This window comes from Stenotrophomonas sp. Pemsol (genome assembly GCF_003586545.1).
Lineage (GTDB): Bacteria > Pseudomonadota > Gammaproteobacteria > Xanthomonadales > Xanthomonadaceae > Stenotrophomonas > Stenotrophomonas sepilia.
The window spans coordinates 2,224,393-2,242,051 of sequence record NZ_CP025780.1; the positions used below are offsets into that span (position 1 = coordinate 2,224,393).

Sequence of the window (17,659 nt, forward strand, 5' to 3'; positions counted from 1 at the left end):
GCTTAAAAAGGCCGCCAGCACAAGCTTGTGCCGACGGTGCTCTGCCCGGCATCATATCGGCTTCTTCCTACGGACGCGGCCACTCAGCCCGCCTCGGGCGATGGCCAAACGGAGCATCGCGCTTGAACGAGAACATCCTGTGGTTGCACGAACTGCGTCTGGCCGATCTGGCCCGCGTAGGCGGCAAGAATTCGTCCCTGGGCGAGATGATCGGCAACCTGGCCGGTCTGGGCGTTTCGGTGCCGGGCGGTTATGCCACCACCGCTGAAGCCTTCAAGGACTTCATCGCGCACAACGACCTGTCCAAGCGCATTTTCGACAGGCTGGCCACGCTGGACGTCGAGGACGTCAACGCGCTGACCGCCGCCGGCAAGGAAATCCGCGGCTGGGTAATCGACGCCCCGCTGCAGCCGCAGCTGGACCAGGACATCCGCACCGCCTACGCCAAGCTGAGCGCCGAGAATGGCGGCGGCGACGTGGCCGTGGCCGTGCGTTCGTCTGCCACTGCCGAGGATCTGCCGGATGCGTCCTTCGCCGGCCAGCAGGAAACCTTCCTCAACGTGACCGGTGCCGACGACGTCGTGCACAAGGTCAAGGAAGTGTTCGCCTCGCTGTACAACGACCGCGCCATCGCCTACCGCGTGCACCACGGCTTCAAGCATGAGGACGTGTTCCTGTCCGCCGGCGTGCAGCTGATGGTGCGTTCGGGCGTCGGTTCCTCCGGCGTACTGTTCACCCTGGACACCGAGTCCGGCTTCCGCGACGTGGTGTTCGTCACCTCCTCGTTCGGCCTGGGCGAGATGGTCGTGCAGGGCGCGGTCAATCCGGACGAATACTACGTCTACAAGCCCACCCTGCAGGCCGGCAAGCCGGCGATCCTGCGCCGCTCGCTCGGCAGCAAGGCGATCCGCATGGTGTATTCGGATGTCCCCGGTGAGCGCGTCCGTATCGAAGACACGCCGGCCGAACTGCGCACCACCTTCTCGATCAGCGACGAGGACGTGCAGGAACTGGCCAAGCAGGCGCTGGTCATCGAAAAGCACTACGGCCGCCCAATGGACATCGAGTGGGCCAAGGACGGTGTCAGCGGCAAGCTGTTCATCGTGCAGGCGCGCCCGGAAACGGTGAAGTCGCGCAGCCACGCCACCCAGATCGAGCGCTTCGCGCTGACCGAGAAGGGCGGCAAGGTGCTGGCCGAGGGCCGTGCCGTCGGCGCCAAGATTGGTTCGGGCGTAGCCCGCGTGGTGAAGACGCTGGACGACATGAACCGCGTGCAGCCGGGCGACGTGCTGATCGCCGACATGACCGATCCGGATTGGGAACCGGTGATGAAGCGCGCCTCGGCCATCGTCACCAACCGCGGTGGCCGCACCTGCCACGCCGCGATCATCGCGCGCGAGCTGGGCGTGCCGGCCGTGGTCGGTTCGGGCAACGCGACCCAGGTCATCGAAGATGGCCAGCTGGTCACCGTCAGCTGCGCTGAAGGCGATACCGGCTTCATCTACGAAGGCAAGCTCGGCTTTGAACGCACCACCACCGATCTGGGCAACATGCCGCCGGCGCCGCTGAAGATCATGATGAACGTGGCCAACCCGGAACGTGCCTTCGACTTCGGCCAGCTGCCGAACGCCGGCATCGGCCTGGCCCGCCTGGAAATGATCATCGCCAGCCACATCGGCATCCATCCGAATGCGCTGCTGGAATACGACCGCCAGGACGCCGCTACCAAGAAGAAGATCGACGAGAAGATCGCCGGCTACGGTGATCCGGTCAGCTTCTACGTCGACCGCCTGGCCGAAGGCATCGCCACCCTCACCGCCTCGGTCGCCCCGAACGCCGTGATCGTGCGCCTGTCGGACTTCAAGTCCAACGAGTACGCCAACCTGATCGGCGGCAGCAACTACGAGCCGCACGAAGAGAACCCGATGATCGGCTTCCGCGGCGCCAGCCGTTACGTCGATCCGAGCTTCTCGGCCGCCTTCGCGCTGGAGTGCAAGGCCGTGCTGCGCGTGCGCAACGAAATGGGCCTGGACAACCTGTGGGTCATGATTCCGTTCGTGCGCACCCTGGAAGAAGGCCGCAAGGTCATCGAGGTGCTGGAACAGAACGGCCTGAAGCAGGGCGAGAACGGCCTGAAGATCATCATGATGTGCGAAGTGCCGTCCAACGCACTGCTCGCCGATGAGTTCCTGGAGATCTTCGACGGCTTCTCGATCGGCTCCAACGACCTGACCCAGCTGAGCCTGGGCCTGGACCGCGACTCGTCGATCGTCGCGCACCTGTTCGACGAACGTAACCCGGCAGTGAAGAAGCTGCTGTCGATGGCGATCAAGGCAGCACGTGCCAAGGGCAAGTACGTTGGCATCTGCGGCCAGGGCCCGTCCGATCACCCGGATCTGGCCGAATGGCTGATGCAGGAAGGCATCGAGTCGGTGTCGCTGAACCCGGACACCGTGGTGGATACCTGGCTGCGCCTGGCCAAGCTGAAGGCCAACGGCTGATGCCGTGATGGGCTGACGTCGCTTTCATCGACGTCCGCCCATACTGCTGCTGCACGCAAGCCCCGCCTCTGCGGGGCTTGCTGTTTCTGGCGTCCACGCACGCCCGGCCCCACGCAGACATCGCTACGCAGCAAAGGACTTCCGCATGATCGCCGCCGCACCTCCCACCCCCGCCCCCGCCCCCGCCGCAACGCCCTGGTTCCACTCGCTCAACTGGGAGCGCCTGCTGGAAACCTACGGTGTGCCGTTACTGGCCGCCATCGTGGTGCTGCTCGTGGGCCTGTGGGTGGCGCGTCGCCTGTCCAACGCGATGCCGCGCGCCACAGCGCGCATGGGCGTGGACCCGATGCTGGGCAGCTTCCTGCGCAACGTGGTGTACGCCGCATCGCTGGTGATCGTGGTGGTGCTGGCCATCGGCACGCTGGGCGTGCAGATCACCCCGTTGCTGGCCGTGCTTGGTACCGCCGGCCTGGCCGTTGGCCTTGCCCTGAAGGATTCGCTGTCCAACATCGCCTCGGGCGTGATGCTGGTGACACTGCGGCCGTTCCGCGTCGGCGACGTGGTCACCGTTGCCGGACAGACCGGCACGGTGCGCGAAGTGCGCATTTTCCAGACCGTCATCACCGGTGCCGACAACCAGCACACCACCATTCCGAACACGCTGATCACCGCCGCACCGATCATCAACCTCACCGCCGAACCGACCCGCCGCGTCGAACTGGTGATCGGCATCGGCTACGAGGACAACATCCAGCTGGCGCGCGATACCGCGCTGGCGTTGATGAAGGCCGACCCACGCGTGCTGCAGACACCGGCACCGGACGTGGTGGTGTATGAGCTGGGCGCGCACGCCATCAACCTGGGCATCCGCTGCTACGTGAAGTCGGCCGACTGGTTCGGCACCAAGGTCACGCTGCTGGAGCAGCTGAAGCTGGGCTATGACAAGGCCGGCATCAACATCCCGTATCCGCAGCAGGACATGCACCTGTACCTGCATGGAAAGGATGGCGGGGTGATAGAGGCTGACGCGCTGGTGCGCGACAAGCCCTGATCCCAAACAGAAATGCCGGCCAGCGGCCGGCACTACCCTGCCCCGCGCCCCCTGGTAGTGCCGGCCGCTGGCCGGCACCCACCCATCTCCATGCACCGGTAGTGCCGGCCGCTGGCCGGCAGCGTCCAGGATCAGGCCGCGACGCTCTCTTCCAGCGTCGGATAATCGGTGAAGCCCGCCGCGCCACCGCCAAAGAATGTCGCACGATCCGGCGGATTCAGCGCCGCACCGGTACGCAGTCGCTCCGGCAGGTCCGGGTTGGCGATGAACGGGCGACCGAAGCCGATCAAGTCGGCCCAGCCTTCAGCCAGTGCCTGCTCGGCGCGCTCGGCGGTGTACTTGCCGGCGTAGATCAGCGTGCCCGGGTAGACCATGCGCAGCGCCTGCTTGAACGCCACCGGCATCAGCGGTGCATCGTCCCAGTCAGCTTCGGCGATATGCAGGTAACCCACGCCCAGCTCACCCAGCAGGTGCGCCGCGGCCAGATAGGTGGCCTGCGGCGTATCGTCCACCGCACCCTGCAACGTGATCAGTGGCGCCAGGCGCACGCCGACGCGATCACCACCGACCACCGCAACCACCGCCTGCACCACCTCGCGCAGGAACCGCAGGCGGTTCTGCAACGCGCCGCCATAGCCGTCGGTGCGCTGGTTGGCCTGCGAGTCGATGAACTGGTTGATCAGGTAGCCATTGGCACCGTGCAACTCCACGCCATCGAAGCCTGCGTCCAGCGCGTTGCGTGCCGCCTGGGCGTAGTCGGCGACGATGCCGGGAATCTCGTCTTCGCGCAGCGCGCGCGGCATCGAATGCTGGATCATTTCGCCCACCCCGGCTTCGGGACCTGCCCCGGTCGGGTCGACAAACACCTTCACGCCTTCCGCCAACAACGCCGACGACGACACCGGCGCGGCGCCACCCGGCTGCAGCGCCACGTGCGAGACCCGGCCGACATGCCACAGCTGGGCGTAGATGCGACCACCGGCAGCGTGCACCGCATCGGTCACCCGACGCCAGCCCTGCACCTGTTCCGGGCTGTGGATGCCCGGGGTCCAGGCATAGCCCTGGCCCTGCGGGCTGATCTGGGTGCCCTCGCTGACGATCAGGCCGGCACTGGCGCGTTGGGCGTAGTAGGCGGCCATGTCCGCGGTGGCGACGTTGCCGTCGGCGGCACGCGAGCGGGTCATCGGCGGCATCACGATGCGGTTGGGCAGGGTCAAGGCGCCCAAGCGGTGGGGAGTGAACAACATGGCGGCGATCTCTTGCGGGGGGACTGCCGCAAAGGATGGGGATGCCAGCTGCCAGGCAACAGGCATGCACTGGCAAAACAATTGTTCCCCGAAGGCAAGGATGGCCAGCCGGGGGGCAGAACCCCTTCCTGCGGAACGGGATCCGGCCCCGCGCGCAACCGGGGGCGGGTCCCTTTGCAACGCAAAGGGCTCCGACCGCGAAGCCGGTTACAGCGTGGGTTCGATCAGCACGCCGCCATGCGCCACGCGGTCATAGCAGGCGCGCACCACATCTTCCCCATACTTCAACTCCAGCCGGCGCACGATGAAGTGACCACGCGCCATGTCCTGGTAGTAATCGGTGAACATGGTATTCAGTGTTGCACCCGCGGCCGCACCAACGATCGGCACCGCCTGCGCAGCGAATTTCTCGGTAACAACCACACCGAAGCGCGCCGCCACCTTCTCCACCATCTTCGCCAGCAGCTTGCCGGCTTCCTTCGGCGCCACGCCCAGCGTCAGGTCGCGGCCGGTCACCACCCGCCCGGCCAGCTCGGCCGACAGGTGGCGCATCACGTCGGTGGTGAAGCCGCGGGCCAGGTAATAGCCCGTCTCGCTGGCGTCATCACGCGGCGAGTTGCCGCCCAGCGCGAACACTTCCAGGCACGCCTGGCGGGTGCTGAACTCGGACAGGTCAAACCCCTCGCTGCGGGCGACGTCGGCCACAGCACGCATCATGATCGTGGTCGACACCGGCAACTCGATGAGCAGGGCGGCAAAGCCGAAGGCGCCGCCGACCGCACCGGAGGTGGCTGCCGCCAGTTTGTGCCAGCGGGTCGACGCTCCCTTGCCGGGCGAGTTGTCCATGCTCCACAGGGCTGCCTGCGCCGACTTGGACAGTGCCGCCTGCACCGCACCGTGGATGCGGTTGGAGACCGAGCTGGGCAGCGCCTTCACCGCGAATTCCAGCGGCGTGCCGACCAGGTTGGCCATGCGCGCGGTCAGGGTCGGCGCTTCCAGCAGCGCCACCGCGCGCTGCAGGTCGGACCAGTCGCGGGCGTCATGGGCGATGTCGCGGGGAAGCAGGATGGGCTCGTTCATGGCGCCGATCTTAGCGCCCGGAAGTTGAACGGTTCGTCGCGGGTCACGACAGTAAGGCGCGGATCCCGCGCCTTGCCGGCCAGCGGCCGGCACTACCCGTTGGTGTGTCACCCGGTAGCGCCGGGCCATGCCCGACGGCGTCGTTCAGGCAGCCGGCAACCCCGACAGCGCGCCCATGAACTGGCGGTAGTGGCGCAGCTCGGCGATCGAATCGTGCACATCGCTCAACGCGGTATGGTTGCTGTTCTTGCCGACGCCGGCGGCCACGCTCGGCGCCCAGCGCTTGGCCAGTTCCTTCACCGTGGACACGTCCAGGTTGCGGTAGTGGAAGTACTTCTCCAGCCTCGGCATCTGGCGGTGCAGGAAGCGGCGATCCTGGCAGATCGAGTTGCCGCACATCGGCGAAAGACCGGCCGGAATCCACTGCGCCAGGAAGTTCACCGTCTGCGCTTCGGCCTGGCCCAGGGTGGTGGTGCTGTCCACCACGCGCTGCCACAGGCCGGAACGACGGTGCTGGTTGCGGTTCCACTCATCCATCGCTTCCAGCGTTTCCAGCGGATGGTGGATGGCAAACTCGGGGCCTTCAGCCAGCACATTGAGCTGGGCATCGGTGACCACGGTGGCGATCTCGATGATCGAATCGTTGTCGGTATCCAACCCGGTCATCTCCAGGTCGATCCAGATCAGTCGCTCGTTGGCCGCGCCGGTGTCCGCCATTGTGTCGCCTCGTTGCTGGGCAGGCGCGCGGCCTACCGGTGAAGGAAAGAGGCGCCCATCATACCCGTTCGCCCCTCAGCCCTCGGCCGCATGGTCTTCCAGCAGCAACGGCGGCTTGCCGCGCTTGGCGCGGAAATAATTGGTCAGGCGCATGCTGGCCTCCTTGGCCAGCACCCCACCGTGGATTTCCACCCGGTGATTGTGCCGGGCATCACCCAGCAGGTCGAACACGCTGCCGCAGGCGCCGGTCTTGGGGTCGCTGGCGCCGTAGACCAAGCGGGCGACGCGTGCATGCACGATGGCCATCGCGCACATCGCGCAGGGTTCGAGGGTCACGTACAGGGTGCTGCCGAGCAGCCGATGATTGGCCAGCCGCGTGCCGCCGGCGCGCATGGCCACGATCTCGGCATGCGCACTGGGATCGTGCGAGGCGATGTTGAGGTTCCAGCCCTCGCCCAGCAGCTGGCCATCGGCGCCCACCAGTACCGCACCGACCGGAATCTCGTCGAACTCGCGCTGCGCACGCTCGGCCAGCGCCAGCGCATGGCGCATCCAGTGTTCATCGGCGTCGTGCACCGGTACACCCAGGGCATCGGTCATGGCGGTTCTCGCGTGTCTGCAGGGCCAGGATGGCCGCCGGGGCCGCATTGTACGCCCGCGGCCGTGCAGGCGGCGCGGGTATCGGCGGTGCCATTGCGCGCGACCGGCGGTCCAAGCAGCGAGCGCGCTGAAGCCAGGCTGCAGGCCTCATACTGAGCCCTTCCGCAAGCACCTTGGTGAACCCATGACCACCCTCCGTCCCTCGCGCGCCGATGACGGCGCCGCCCTCGTCGACCTCTGGCGCCGTGCCGTCGACGCCACCCACGACTTCCTCAGCGCCGAAGACCGCCAGGCCATCGATGCCGAAGTCGCCAGCTTCCTGCCGCAGGCGCCGATGACCGTTGCGGTCGATGCACAGGATCGGCCACTGGGCTTCATGCTGATCGACGGCACGCACATGGAAGCGCTGTTCATCGATCCGGACGTGCGCGGCACTGGTATCGGCCGGCAACTGCTGCAGCACGCGCTGGCCCGGCATCCGCAGCTGAGTACCGACGTCAATGAGCAGAACGCACAGGCCGTTGGCTTCTACCTGCGCATGGGCTTCGTCGAAACCGGCCGCTCACCGCTCGATTCGCAGGGCCGTCCGTATCCCCTGATCCATCTCCGGCACAACGGCTGACATTGGACGGATATTCGAGGCCCGCCCCCGATCATCAGGCCGTGGCTTCGAATGCCGGTGAGTACTGCACCTCTCCCTGCGCCATCGACGGCCTCAGGTGCAGCGCCTGGAAGTACTCTGGCGGAACACCCGGCAGCACCAGGCCCGGCTCGGCGCGGAATCCGAATCGACCGTAGTACGCGGGTTCTCCCAGCAATACGCAGCCCTGCGCCGCCTGCTCACGCAGTGCATCAAGCGCCGCATGCATCAGCGCCGCGCCAATGCCCTGCCCCTGCCATCCGGGCAGCACCGAGATTGGTCCCAGGCCAAACCAGCCCGTACTGCCATCGCTGATCGTCACCGGCGACAAGGCAACATGCCCGACGACCTGCCCGTCCTTCTCGGCGACCAGCGAGAGACTCAGCTCTCCACGCGAACGCAGTGCATCCACAATGAACTGCTCGGTGTGGCTGCTGTGCGGGGCTTCGCGGAAGGCTGCCTCGGTGAGTGCGTGGATGACAGCGCGGTCTTCGCGGATTTCAGGGCGGATCGTGCAGTTCAAGGAGGGCGCCTTCAATGAAGTGATGGACATGTGAATGATTGATTTCAGTCACGGATTCAGCAGCAGACCTGCCTCCGGCAGCAATGCCAACGTGATGATCGCGAGCCTTGTGCGGCAAGCGATCCGCCCGGGCAATGCCTCGCCGGGGCGTCAAAAATCCGTCTCCAAGGGTGGCACAGCGCTCCCGGCACGTTCCATAATCGAGAAACCTGCCACCCAGGAAGGATAGATGGACATGGACGCACGATGCAGGCTCGCGCCATGCGTGTAGCTCGCCCCGAACCCAGGGGGCGGCCGCTCCTGGCATTGCTCGCCCTCGTCCCGCTGGCGGCATGTTCGCCCTACGCCGACGCCGAGCGTGACGTCGCCGCGGGTGGACGCGGCCTGGCCAAACTCAACCCGGCGCCGAAGCAGGCCTACGAACTGGTGCTGACACTGAAGGACGCGCCGGGCCCGTTCGCGATCGTGGAGGGCGTGGCCCAGTATGACGTCAGCAACTACGAAGACTGCGGGCGGGTCATCTGGTCCACCGGCACGGCCAGCCGCATCACCAGCCAGGAACCGGTGGAACTGCGCAGGACGGGCGAGAACGAATATCGCGGTACGTTCTACCTCGACCGCATGCAGGACCAGGACTATTACGATCGCGGTACCTGCCACTGGACACTGACCGGTGTTGGCGCGATGTTGCGTGCCACGACCGGCGAAGCTGATACGCGATTCCTGACGTTCATCGACAAGAAGCGCATGGACGCGGGGAGCCAGTTGACGCGGTACTACCCACGCGCCGACTACCCGCGGATCGAAGAGATCACCGGATACGGAGCAAGTGGCAAGGAAGATCCTTCGGCGTACAGGGAAGAGCTGCGCAATGCGCTGTTCTCAACCACCACCACTGTGCAGAGGCTTGTGCCATGAACTGCCAGTGCCACATTTCCCCCTACACACCAGGAGGCCGACATTGCGCCACAAGATGATTCCGTGCCTTGCTCTGCTTCTGTTGACCGCCTGCCATCCGGAGACCGCCATGAACCAGGAACGTGCCGCTGCTGAAGCCGATGTCGCCCAGGGTGGGCGCGGCCTCGCCAAGCTCAACCCCAGCCCGCGCAAGGCCTATGAACTGGTGCTGCGCCTGAAGGACGCCCCGGGTGATTTCGCTGTGGTTGAAGGCGTGGCCCAGTACGACGTCACCAACGAAGACCAGTGCGGCCACATCGAGCCGGCCACCGGCACGGCTGCTCGCATCACCAGCCAGGAGCCGGTGGAACTGCGCAAGGTCGCTGATGGCGAGTACCGCGGCACGCTGTATGCGGACCGCATGCTGGATGAAGACTACTACGGTCGTGGCGTGTGCAAGTGGGAGTTCACCGGCGCCGGGGCAATGCTGAAGGCAACGGGTGCTGAAGAAGAGACCCGTTTCCTGACTTTCGTCAAGGCGGAACCGCTGACTGAAGGCAAGACCCACACGCTTTACTATCCGGACGCAGCCTATCCGCGGGCACCACTTGCTGCCAACTATCCGGCCACCGGCAAGGCTGACCCGGCTGACTACGTTGCTGAACTTCAGGGCAAGTTGTTCACGATGAGTCTCAGCGCCAGCGAGGTCAACCCATGACCATCAGCACGCAGGATTATGCGGCGCTTTCCGACGATGCCTACAAGGATCGCGCTGTCGGCCGGAGGCGTCCGGGGGAAGAAGAGCTCGTCACGATCAACGGGCATGAATACAAGATTCTCGATCACGTCAATAATCGGCTCAATGGTTACCAAGGCACGGTTTATCAGCGAGCCGACACCAACGAGATCGTGGTCGCTCATCGCGGCACCGAGCAGATAGCTCGTGATGCCATCCTGACCGACGGCGGCATGGTCGTCGCCCGCACCAATGTGCAAGCGCCCGATGCCATTGCTTTGACCAAGAGTGCACTGGATTACGCGAAGCAGGACGCCGCCTTTGGAGGCCGTGCTCCTGAGGTCACCGTCACCGGTCACTCCCTCGGCGGCGCCCTGGCCCAGATTACCTCGCATCACTTCAACATCAAGGGTGAGACCTTCAACGCCTACGGCGCGGTCAGCCTCGGCTACCGCATCCCGGAAGGCGGCAACACCATGATCAATCATGTCATGGCCTCCGATCCGGTCAGCGCCGCCTCGCCGCACTTCGGCCAGGTGCGCATCTATGCCAAGCCGGAGGAGATCAGGACGCTGTCTGCTGCCGGTTTCAGCAACCACTCGTTGCGCGCCCTGATTCCAGACTACCCGGTCATCGCGGCAGCCAGTTCTTTGGGCTCCCACAAACTGGGTAACTTCCTCGATCAAGGCTCGGTGCTGAAGCACCCGGAAACCCAGACGCTGGCGAAAGACAACGCCAGGATGATCGAGGAGTACCGCGACAACCTGGAATCGCTGCGCAGCGGTATCACCCGTGCGGCGCGGGGCATTCCAGGCGGCGCCGTCGACCTGTACGACCACATCCGCGGCCCGCTGCAGCCCGGTGAGCCGGCACGCCGCGAAGCGGAGAAGAACGGCCATCACACCAGCATGCTGCGAATGGACGATGCCAACCATGTGGGCAACCCACTGTTCAACGACGCGATCCGTGGCGTGCACGCGCAGGATGTCCGCGTCGGCCGGGTACCAGACGTGATGAGCACGCAACTGGCAGGCAGCCTGGCCGCCGAAATGCACGCAGCAGGCGGCAAGCGCATCGACGAAGTGGTCATGAATGCCGATGCCTCGCGCAGCTTCGCCGTGCAGGGCCAGGGCGGCGACCCCGCCCACCTTCGCGTATCGGTCGATACGGCAGTGGCGATGAACACCCCGCTGGAACAGAGCAGCCAGCGCATCGACCAGCAGGCCGCCGACCAGCGCGTTACGCTGGAGCGCGACCAGCAGCTGGAACAGCAGCGGAACCAGACCCGCAGCCTGCAGGCCTGATGCAGCGCGGGAGCCGGTCAGCCCGGCTCCCGCATCACTTCGAGACTCCGACTCAGGGGCCGGACGCTGCCATTGGCACGGATGCTGCGGCCGTCACGAACAGATCGGGCCCGGAATCCGGGAATCCGCCACAGGCGCGATCGCCGGGTGCCACCGGGTCACAGGGCCACTGCGCGCGCGCGACCTTCTCGCGCAGCTCGAAGCGATCACCGGTCCAGACCACGAACGCGATGTGCTCACGGTTCCAGTCACTGTAGGCGCGCGGACCACCCTTCTGCGCCGACTCCGGGTATTGCACGAACCAACGCATGGCCGGGCCGTACTGCAGCTTGCTGTGGTCCAGGCTGATCCGGCCCTCACGCGACAGCTGGCGCGCACGATCGGCCTCCGTGACCGGGGGCATCGTCGGCATGGCATCGGCGGTCACATCCCTCGGCGCCGCATCCCCGCGGACCTGGTACACACGCTGGGCTACATAAGCCTCGCGGCAATCACCCGCTGGCACACGAACCGGCTCCGCGCCGTACTCATCACGGTTGGCGACCTGGTCGCTGCAGGTGAACGGCGCCGACACCAGATAGAACGTGCTGTCGGCGTCGCGCCCTTCCAGCGAACGCACCCAGATGTCGCCCATCCGCACGATGAAGTCCGGGCGCTGGCCATAGCCCGGCACAGCCTTGAACCAGGCCTTCTGCCGCACCTCACGCTCGCGCCAGCTGCGCGGAAGGTGGATGTCCTGCGCGGGCAGCGCGACCAGCAACGCGGCCAGATGCGTCGGCATGGTGCCCTGGCAGGCGCCAATCAGCAGGTCGCCCTGGGTCGCCAGCCGCCCGGCCAGATCCACCGGGCAGCGGGCACCGAGCGCCCGCTCGGTCGCCTGCTCTGGCGGCAACGGCACGATGGCCAATGCCGACGGAGCGGGGGCTACCGCGGGAACGGTTGGCTCGACGGCGGCAGGCGGTGCAGCCACAGGCGCCGCCGCTGCGGGCGCAACGGGCGCCGGGTCCGCAGCCGACGCCGGCTGCGTGTCCACCACCGGTGTCGCAGGGGGTGTCACGGCAGCCGGTACTTCGGGAGCCGGCGCCGCGACAACGGCGTCGGCCGCCGTGGGCGCTGCAACGGGCGCCGCCCCTGCAGGCGCCTCAACGATTGCATCTGCAGCGGGGGGCGTCTCCACGGCGGGTGCCGCTGTCTCCTGAGCCTGTGCCGACGCTGCGGCAAGTCCAAGTGACAGCAGCCAGACCGCCGGCAAGCGGCGCACGGATGCAGTGCAGCGGGCAGCGGCGTGCCGGGTATTCGAGGGAACGATTCGCATGTGGTGTCCTTACGAGTGGGTTTCCATGTCGGCGCCACTGGGCGCCACGCGTCGTACGTAAAGCGCCTGCGGGCACTCTGCCCGCCGGCATCAGGTGCTACAGGGATCGAGAGCGCTGCTCCTGCTCGCGGGCGAGCGCGGCCGCGGGGTCCTGCTGGGCGACACTGGCGGCCAACTGCTGGCTGCTCTGTGCCAGCGGCTGCTGTGCCGCCTGTTCGCGCTCGACCGAAGCGCGCAGCATGGCCGGGTCACCCAGCGCGCCCTGCACGGCAAACAACGTGCGGCCGTCGTTGCCAGCCAGGAGATGATCGATGCGCGACATCCCCGCCTTCTGCGCGCTCAGCGCCAGTGCGCCGGCAGCATTGTCCAGTTCCTGCACGCTGCGCAGACCGCTTTGTGGTCCCATCTGCTGCAGATGGTGGCGGGCGCCCTGGAACAGGGCATGCCCCGGCGCGCCAGGCTGCGACATGTCGCGCACGGTGGCCTGCTGGGCCGGCGCCCCGACTTCGCCCCGCTCCAGCCGCGCCATCACATCAGGCGTCAGCTTCTGCTGCCACACCTCGAATCGCTGCTGGCGGGCCTCGATGCCGTTCAGGCCACCATTGATCGCGCGCGTCGCTTCGCGCACGTCCTCGCGCGCCGCTTCCGGCACCCGCGTCTGCCACTGCCACACGGCAATGCGGCCTGCGTGCTCGGGCTGCGCGGCCAGTTCCGGGTGATTCACCAGGTCCAGATCCAGCGCCTTGCCGGCACGCTCGTAATTCTCCTTGCCGACCAGAGGCAGATAGCCGCGGCCGTGATACTTCAGCGCATCGCCAGGCGCGTCATTGCCCATACGCCCGCCATACATCAGTTCGGCCAGGTTCTCCGGCCGCCCACGCAGCGCCTCCTGGCGCGCGCTCTCAAGCGCACCATTGCCATTGCGCCACGCCGCTTCCACCGGGATCTGCGAGATACCCCGGGTGAAGTTGAAACTTTCATTGAGCCGGCTCAGGCCACGGGACTCGTGCCCGGCCTGCGCCATGAAGTTGGCCAGTTCCCGGGACGAGGTCATGCCGGCCTCCGTGGCCTGCCGCAACAGCTGCGACTCCCTATCCTGCGACACGGTGAAACTCCTGCTCGATCATCGTTGGATACTCCCGCCTCCTCACCGGCATGGCACTCAGGGCAAGCTGACGTCGGCGACGACGGACGGATCGAAATCCTCGAACCGCACCCGGCCAAGTTCGGCGGCCGAGAAGTCACGCGTATGGGTGGCCTCGGTCTCGGTGTCGACCACCTTGCGCTGCACGCCATGCACCCAGCACGCCTGCTCGGCAGGTGCATACCGGAACGTGTAGACGCTGCTCCAGCGTTCGCGACTGCCGCCGTTGGTGATCACACTGAACGCACCATCCTCGATGGTCACGTACGCGAAGGGATCGCCGGCAATGCCTCCCCGGGTGGAACACGGCACCAGCTTGTCGTTGCGCGCCGCCAACTGCCATCGACCCGTGGCGTCGCCCAGCAGCAGCAACAGCACCCGGTTGGGACCGTGCTCGCCGGGCAGCAAGCCCTCCGGAGGAGGTTGGTCGATCACCAGCAGCTGGTCCTGGAAACCATTGCCGGTCAGATCACCGCGCACGGCTTCCAGCAGGTTCGCGCCGGACGGAACGAACGCCAAGGCATTGTCCATGTGTACGCCACTCCCCTTCTCCATCCCCTGCAACTCCTTCAATCCCGTCCTGCCAGTTCCCGAGCGGAGGCCGGAAACGGGGCGATGCCTCGCACGTGCCCTGCGGCCGCCATGGCGGATGATAGCCCCGAGCCCACGGCAACCGCGATGGTGGCAAGCGTCACCCGCATCGCGGGGGGACACAGTCCTCATGGACGGAAAAGCTCCTGCGTTCGATGGCACCGGCGCGTCGGGATTTTGACGCGCACGCAGCTTACTTCGAGGAGGCGGGGCTCGTCGAAGGGGGCTTGGGATGAAAAGCGCACTTGATCACAGAAAAAGCGCGGTTAACGTGAATGGTGGCTTATCCGACAATCAGACACGCGGTGGATGGCGCCGCGGGGATGCGCTGCGACCCCACACAAGACCTGATTCGGCTAAGGCGATGTTGCACGGAAAGCCTGCGCCGCCCGTGCGGCTAGCCGCGACACGCCGCCCATGCTTTGCTGCCTCGCGTCGTAGCCAGCAATCACAATCAGCGCAACTGCTGCGCGCATGTAGCCCCCTGTGTGGCGTAGTCACGGACGTAGCCGTCCATCGTCAGCACCGTGATATCGCATCGATGGTTGACGTCACTGACGACATGCCCATAAGCATTCAATCCCTGCATACGCTCGCCACGATGCAGGTACAAGGTGCGCGAACCATCGGCCCCAATCTCCACACGATCCGGTGGGCCCCACGTCCGCACGAATTCCTGCTCTGTCTTGCCGATCCACAACTCCATGAGATTGTTGCGACCCACCCGGTTCGCTGCGCGACGCGACTCATCCAGAGCTCTGCTGGTTTCATTCTGGCCGCGCGCCACAGTCGCTTCCAGGCTACGCACAGTACGATCCATTTCAGCGTCGGTCGGCCGATAGGTGAATTCTGGGCGCTTGCCGTCCTTCCACAGGCTGCCCCAGATGAAATCCACAGGCGATTGCCCGACGTCACCGATGGAAAGGAAGCCACGCTTCATCATTTCCGCCGGCACCTTGGCCTTGGGATCAGGCCCCACGAGACAGGCAAAACGCACCAGTTGCACCTGCCAAGGAGCAATCGCCTCGGTTCGCGGTTCGAACTTATCCGGAGGGACGTTCTCCATTGGCCGATCGCGCCACTGGATCAGACTCGTCCTGATGGCCACGGTGTTCCGTGAGCAGTTCACCCAGTACTTTCTGACCAATCGATTCGGTTTGGTCGCGTTCTCGTAGACGGTATTGACCTGGATCTCGTACACCGGCTCCGGACCAGCAACGGGCTCACCGGGCTTGGGCGGCTTCCTGCGGCGCAACTGCTTAAGGTACGCGTTCTGCTCTGCCGGCGTGGCACGCTGCAGAAAACCGACCAGATCCGAGCGGTCGGCGAGCGTTTGCGCATCGACCACCCATGCCTCGCGGTTCGGCGTTTCGCCACCGGTGAAGATGACCCAGCTATCAGCCGCATGGGTCGACGAGGCGAACAGCAGTCCGCCAATCAGTGAGGCAACACGGCCTGGATTCTGCATGATTCGTTCCTTCCAATGGCGCGAAGACTTGCGGCATCGCGGGTGGCGCCTAATAGCTCGACCTGGCGCGTCGCCTCGAGCGACGCCAACCCTCAGCACAATGCCGAATGGCATCCATGATGCGAAGACAAAGGGAGCGCGATGGCTTCGCCACACCTGCAAGGCAAAGCATGCACGACCAAACTCAGGAGCTGTGAAATTCAGGCAGTGAGCACTCCGAGTAGGCCACGGCACAAGCGCCCCCCCTGTGCATCCGTACACTTCTCTTTTGCCAGCGCTATGGCAGTTGATTTATCCACCGCGGAAGTGATTGATCCTGTGCCCCGGCCAGAGGACGGGACGACATACGCCACGCACTGATTGTAGTAACTAATGGCCACACGGCAGTCCTTTGCCCCTTCCGCTTGGCACCTCGTAATCGCTTGTCGCTCCGCGTCCAGCTTTGAGGGCTGTCCCGTGCTTGTACCAACGAGCGTAGAACTACCGGATTCAGCAATCGCTCCCCACCGCGTCACCCACTCGCCTGTGGGCGCTGCAGGCACATCTACGGACGCACCCGAAGATGCATCTGGAATTGGGGCACAACCCTCAACCCCCTGTCCGATCTCAGCACGGGCTCGGCGAGGCTCACACCAGATTCGACATCGGCAACGCCGCTGCCGAACCCTAGGGCTTGAGCTAATCTTCCGTAGCTATTGCCAATCAGCGAGATGGGATTTTGATGCAGTTGACCACGCCAGGACCAGCACCACAATGAACCCGAGCATGTAAACTCATCATCCTAGACACTCAAAAACAACCGCATCTTCACCTGGCAGACGTGCGCTTAAAACTCACGAAAAACGGGTTTTGAGCATTCCGAATAGGCGATCACACAGGTACCGCCACCAGTATCTCTGCAACTGCGAAGTGCGTTGGCCCTCACAGTATCAATGTCCACTGCAGTATTCACGGAGCCCCGACCTTTGCCTGTCGATGGAGCGGAATATGCGACACATTGGTTGTAATAGCTCACAGTAGTCCTGCAGTCCCTCGCCCCTTCCGCCGCGCATTTTCTAATTGCGTCGGATTCAGCGGCGTCCTTACTCCTCTTGTTTGCCGAGGTTCCAACCAAATTCGAAGTCGGAGATTCCGCGACGGCCCCCCAAGTTGTGAGCCACTCCCCGATCGGAACCGGCGGGGAGTCCACAGCCCCCGAAGCGGCACCGGAAGACGCGCCAGGTATTGGCGCACACCCTTGCACACCCTGTCCTCCGATAGGATAAAACCCTGAAGGACAACTCCCTCCTTCAGAGTAGGCTGAGAATGGAACAAGGAATGTCAGAGCGAAAGCCAGAAAGCCACGATTTAATCGCATTGGAATACCCCACAAACTGATTCAGACATTTACTGCGGGAGCATTGCCACGCTGCCCGGCCTGCGCGGGTGCATCCGTTGCACCGCTAAATCTTGGCATCGAGCTCTGAGCTGGCGCCTCGAACGCCTGGTTGTTGCTGGGAGCATTGGGCTTATACGAGGAGCCGCCAGTAGAGCCGGGCGGCTGCCCTTGAGGGCCCGGCTGTGCAGCGGGCGAGCCGCCAATCTGCGAATAGGCCATGAAGCTACCCAGCGTGCCCTGGAAGAACATTGCGGCCATCGGCGGCGACGTAAGAATCAACGTCGTCAGAATCAGACCCATGCCGCCCTGCTGCATCGCCTGGCTGGTCATGCCGTCGCTGGAGGCGCCTTCGAGTAGGAACTTGTTGACCGACGCAGTCGATCAGAGCGCTGCCGAGACACCATGTACAGCGCGATTGAGATCATCGATGCCAGTCAGGAAGAAGATCGCCATTATGGGCGCTGCAG

General features: G+C 65.2%; 16 protein-coding genes. 6 read left to right on the top strand and 10 right to left on the bottom strand.

Translation table 11 applies throughout. The features are described 5' to 3' along the window. Positions 1–122: 122 nt before the first annotated feature. Both ppsA and PEM_RS10405 read left to right on the top strand, forming a co-directional pair. Positions 123–2,501, top strand: a complete 2,379-nt coding sequence (gene ppsA, locus PEM_RS10400) for a phosphoenolpyruvate synthase (protein WP_005417171.1) — start codon at positions 123–125, stop codon at positions 2,499–2,501. A gap of 145 nt (positions 2,502–2,646) precedes the next feature. Beyond that, a complete protein-coding gene (locus PEM_RS10405) occupies positions 2,647–3,552 on the top strand; it encodes a mechanosensitive ion channel domain-containing protein (protein ID WP_119706100.1) in 906 nt (301 codons plus the stop codon). 131 nt (positions 3,553–3,683) lie between these two features. Here the strand turns inward: PEM_RS10405 and PEM_RS10410 are convergent, their stop codons facing one another. From PEM_RS10410 to tadA, 4 genes are all read right to left on the bottom strand, one after another. Further along, positions 3,684–4,799 carry an alkene reductase gene (locus PEM_RS10410; protein ID WP_119706101.1) on the bottom strand — a complete coding sequence of 372 codons (1,116 nt, stop codon included), beginning with the start codon at positions 4,797–4,799 and terminating at the stop codon, positions 3,684–3,686. A gap of 207 nt (positions 4,800–5,006) precedes the next feature. Then, positions 5,007–5,879: an EcsC family protein gene (locus PEM_RS10415; protein WP_005417175.1), complete on the bottom strand. Its 873-nt coding sequence runs from the start codon at positions 5,877–5,879 to the stop codon at positions 5,007–5,009. Between the two features lie 144 nt (positions 5,880–6,023). After that, the gene (orn, locus tag PEM_RS10420) at positions 6,024–6,596 is read right to left on the bottom strand and encodes an oligoribonuclease (protein ID WP_053499815.1); all 573 of its coding nucleotides are present in this window, start codon (positions 6,594–6,596) and stop codon (positions 6,024–6,026) included. A 75-nt stretch (positions 6,597–6,671) separates the two neighbouring features. Then, positions 6,672–7,196: a tRNA adenosine(34) deaminase TadA gene (gene tadA / locus PEM_RS10425; RefSeq protein ID WP_095377163.1), complete on the bottom strand. Its 525-nt coding sequence runs from the start codon at positions 7,194–7,196 to the stop codon at positions 6,672–6,674. 184 nt (positions 7,197–7,380) lie between these two features. On the opposite strand from tadA, the gene PEM_RS10430 reads away from it, so the two are divergent. Next, positions 7,381–7,818, top strand: a complete 438-nt coding sequence (locus PEM_RS10430) for an acetyltransferase (protein ID WP_053499819.1) — start codon at positions 7,381–7,383, stop codon at positions 7,816–7,818. Positions 7,819–7,852: 34 nt separating this feature from the next. Here the strand turns inward: PEM_RS10430 and PEM_RS10435 are convergent, their stop codons facing one another. Beyond that, positions 7,853–8,359, bottom strand: a complete 507-nt coding sequence (locus PEM_RS10435) for an N-acetyltransferase (protein WP_111127276.1) — start codon at positions 8,357–8,359, stop codon at positions 7,853–7,855. Between the two features lie 246 nt (positions 8,360–8,605). On the opposite strand from PEM_RS10435, the gene PEM_RS10440 reads away from it, so the two are divergent. From PEM_RS10440 to PEM_RS10450, 3 genes are read left to right on the top strand one after another with little or no spacing between them, the layout of a single operon-like run. After that, entirely contained in the window at positions 8,606–9,277 is a 672-nt protein-coding gene (locus tag PEM_RS10440; protein WP_111127278.1) for a hypothetical protein, read from the top strand. 43 nt (positions 9,278–9,320) lie between these two features. Further along, on the top strand, positions 9,321–9,974 hold the full coding sequence (locus tag PEM_RS10445; RefSeq protein ID WP_111127280.1) for a hypothetical protein: 654 nt from the start codon (positions 9,321–9,323) through the stop codon (positions 9,972–9,974). Next, a complete protein-coding gene (locus PEM_RS10450; RefSeq protein WP_111174905.1) occupies positions 9,971–11,296 on the top strand; it encodes an XVIPCD domain-containing protein in 1,326 nt (441 codons plus the stop codon). The genes PEM_RS10445 and PEM_RS10450 overlap by 4 nt, the downstream gene beginning before the upstream one ends. Positions 11,297–11,348: 52 nt before the next feature. On the opposite strand, the gene PEM_RS10455 is transcribed toward PEM_RS10450, so the two are convergent. The 5 genes from PEM_RS10455 to PEM_RS20495 all read right to left on the bottom strand — a co-directional run bounded on the left by PEM_RS10455 (position 11,349) and on the right by PEM_RS20495 (position 17,522). Beyond that, positions 11,349–12,194 carry a hypothetical protein gene (locus PEM_RS10455; RefSeq protein WP_240431541.1) on the bottom strand — a complete coding sequence of 282 codons (846 nt, stop codon included), beginning with the start codon at positions 12,192–12,194 and terminating at the stop codon, positions 11,349–11,351. 514 nt (positions 12,195–12,708) lie between these two features. Next, entirely contained in the window at positions 12,709–13,716 is a 1,008-nt protein-coding gene (locus tag PEM_RS10460) for an XVIPCD domain-containing protein (protein ID WP_005417198.1), read from the bottom strand. Between the two features lie 57 nt (positions 13,717–13,773). Further along, complete coding sequence (locus PEM_RS10465; protein ID WP_072168087.1) at positions 13,774–14,310, bottom strand: hypothetical protein; 537 nt, start codon at positions 14,308–14,310, stop codon at positions 13,774–13,776. A 490-nt stretch (positions 14,311–14,800) separates the two neighbouring features. Next, positions 14,801–15,814, bottom strand: a complete 1,014-nt coding sequence (locus PEM_RS10470; RefSeq protein WP_111127286.1) for a hypothetical protein — start codon at positions 15,812–15,814, stop codon at positions 14,801–14,803. Between the two features lie 1,378 nt (positions 15,815–17,192). Beyond that, entirely contained in the window at positions 17,193–17,522 is a 330-nt protein-coding gene (locus tag PEM_RS20495; protein WP_240431542.1) for a hypothetical protein, read from the bottom strand. Positions 17,523–17,659 lie beyond the last annotated feature (137 nt).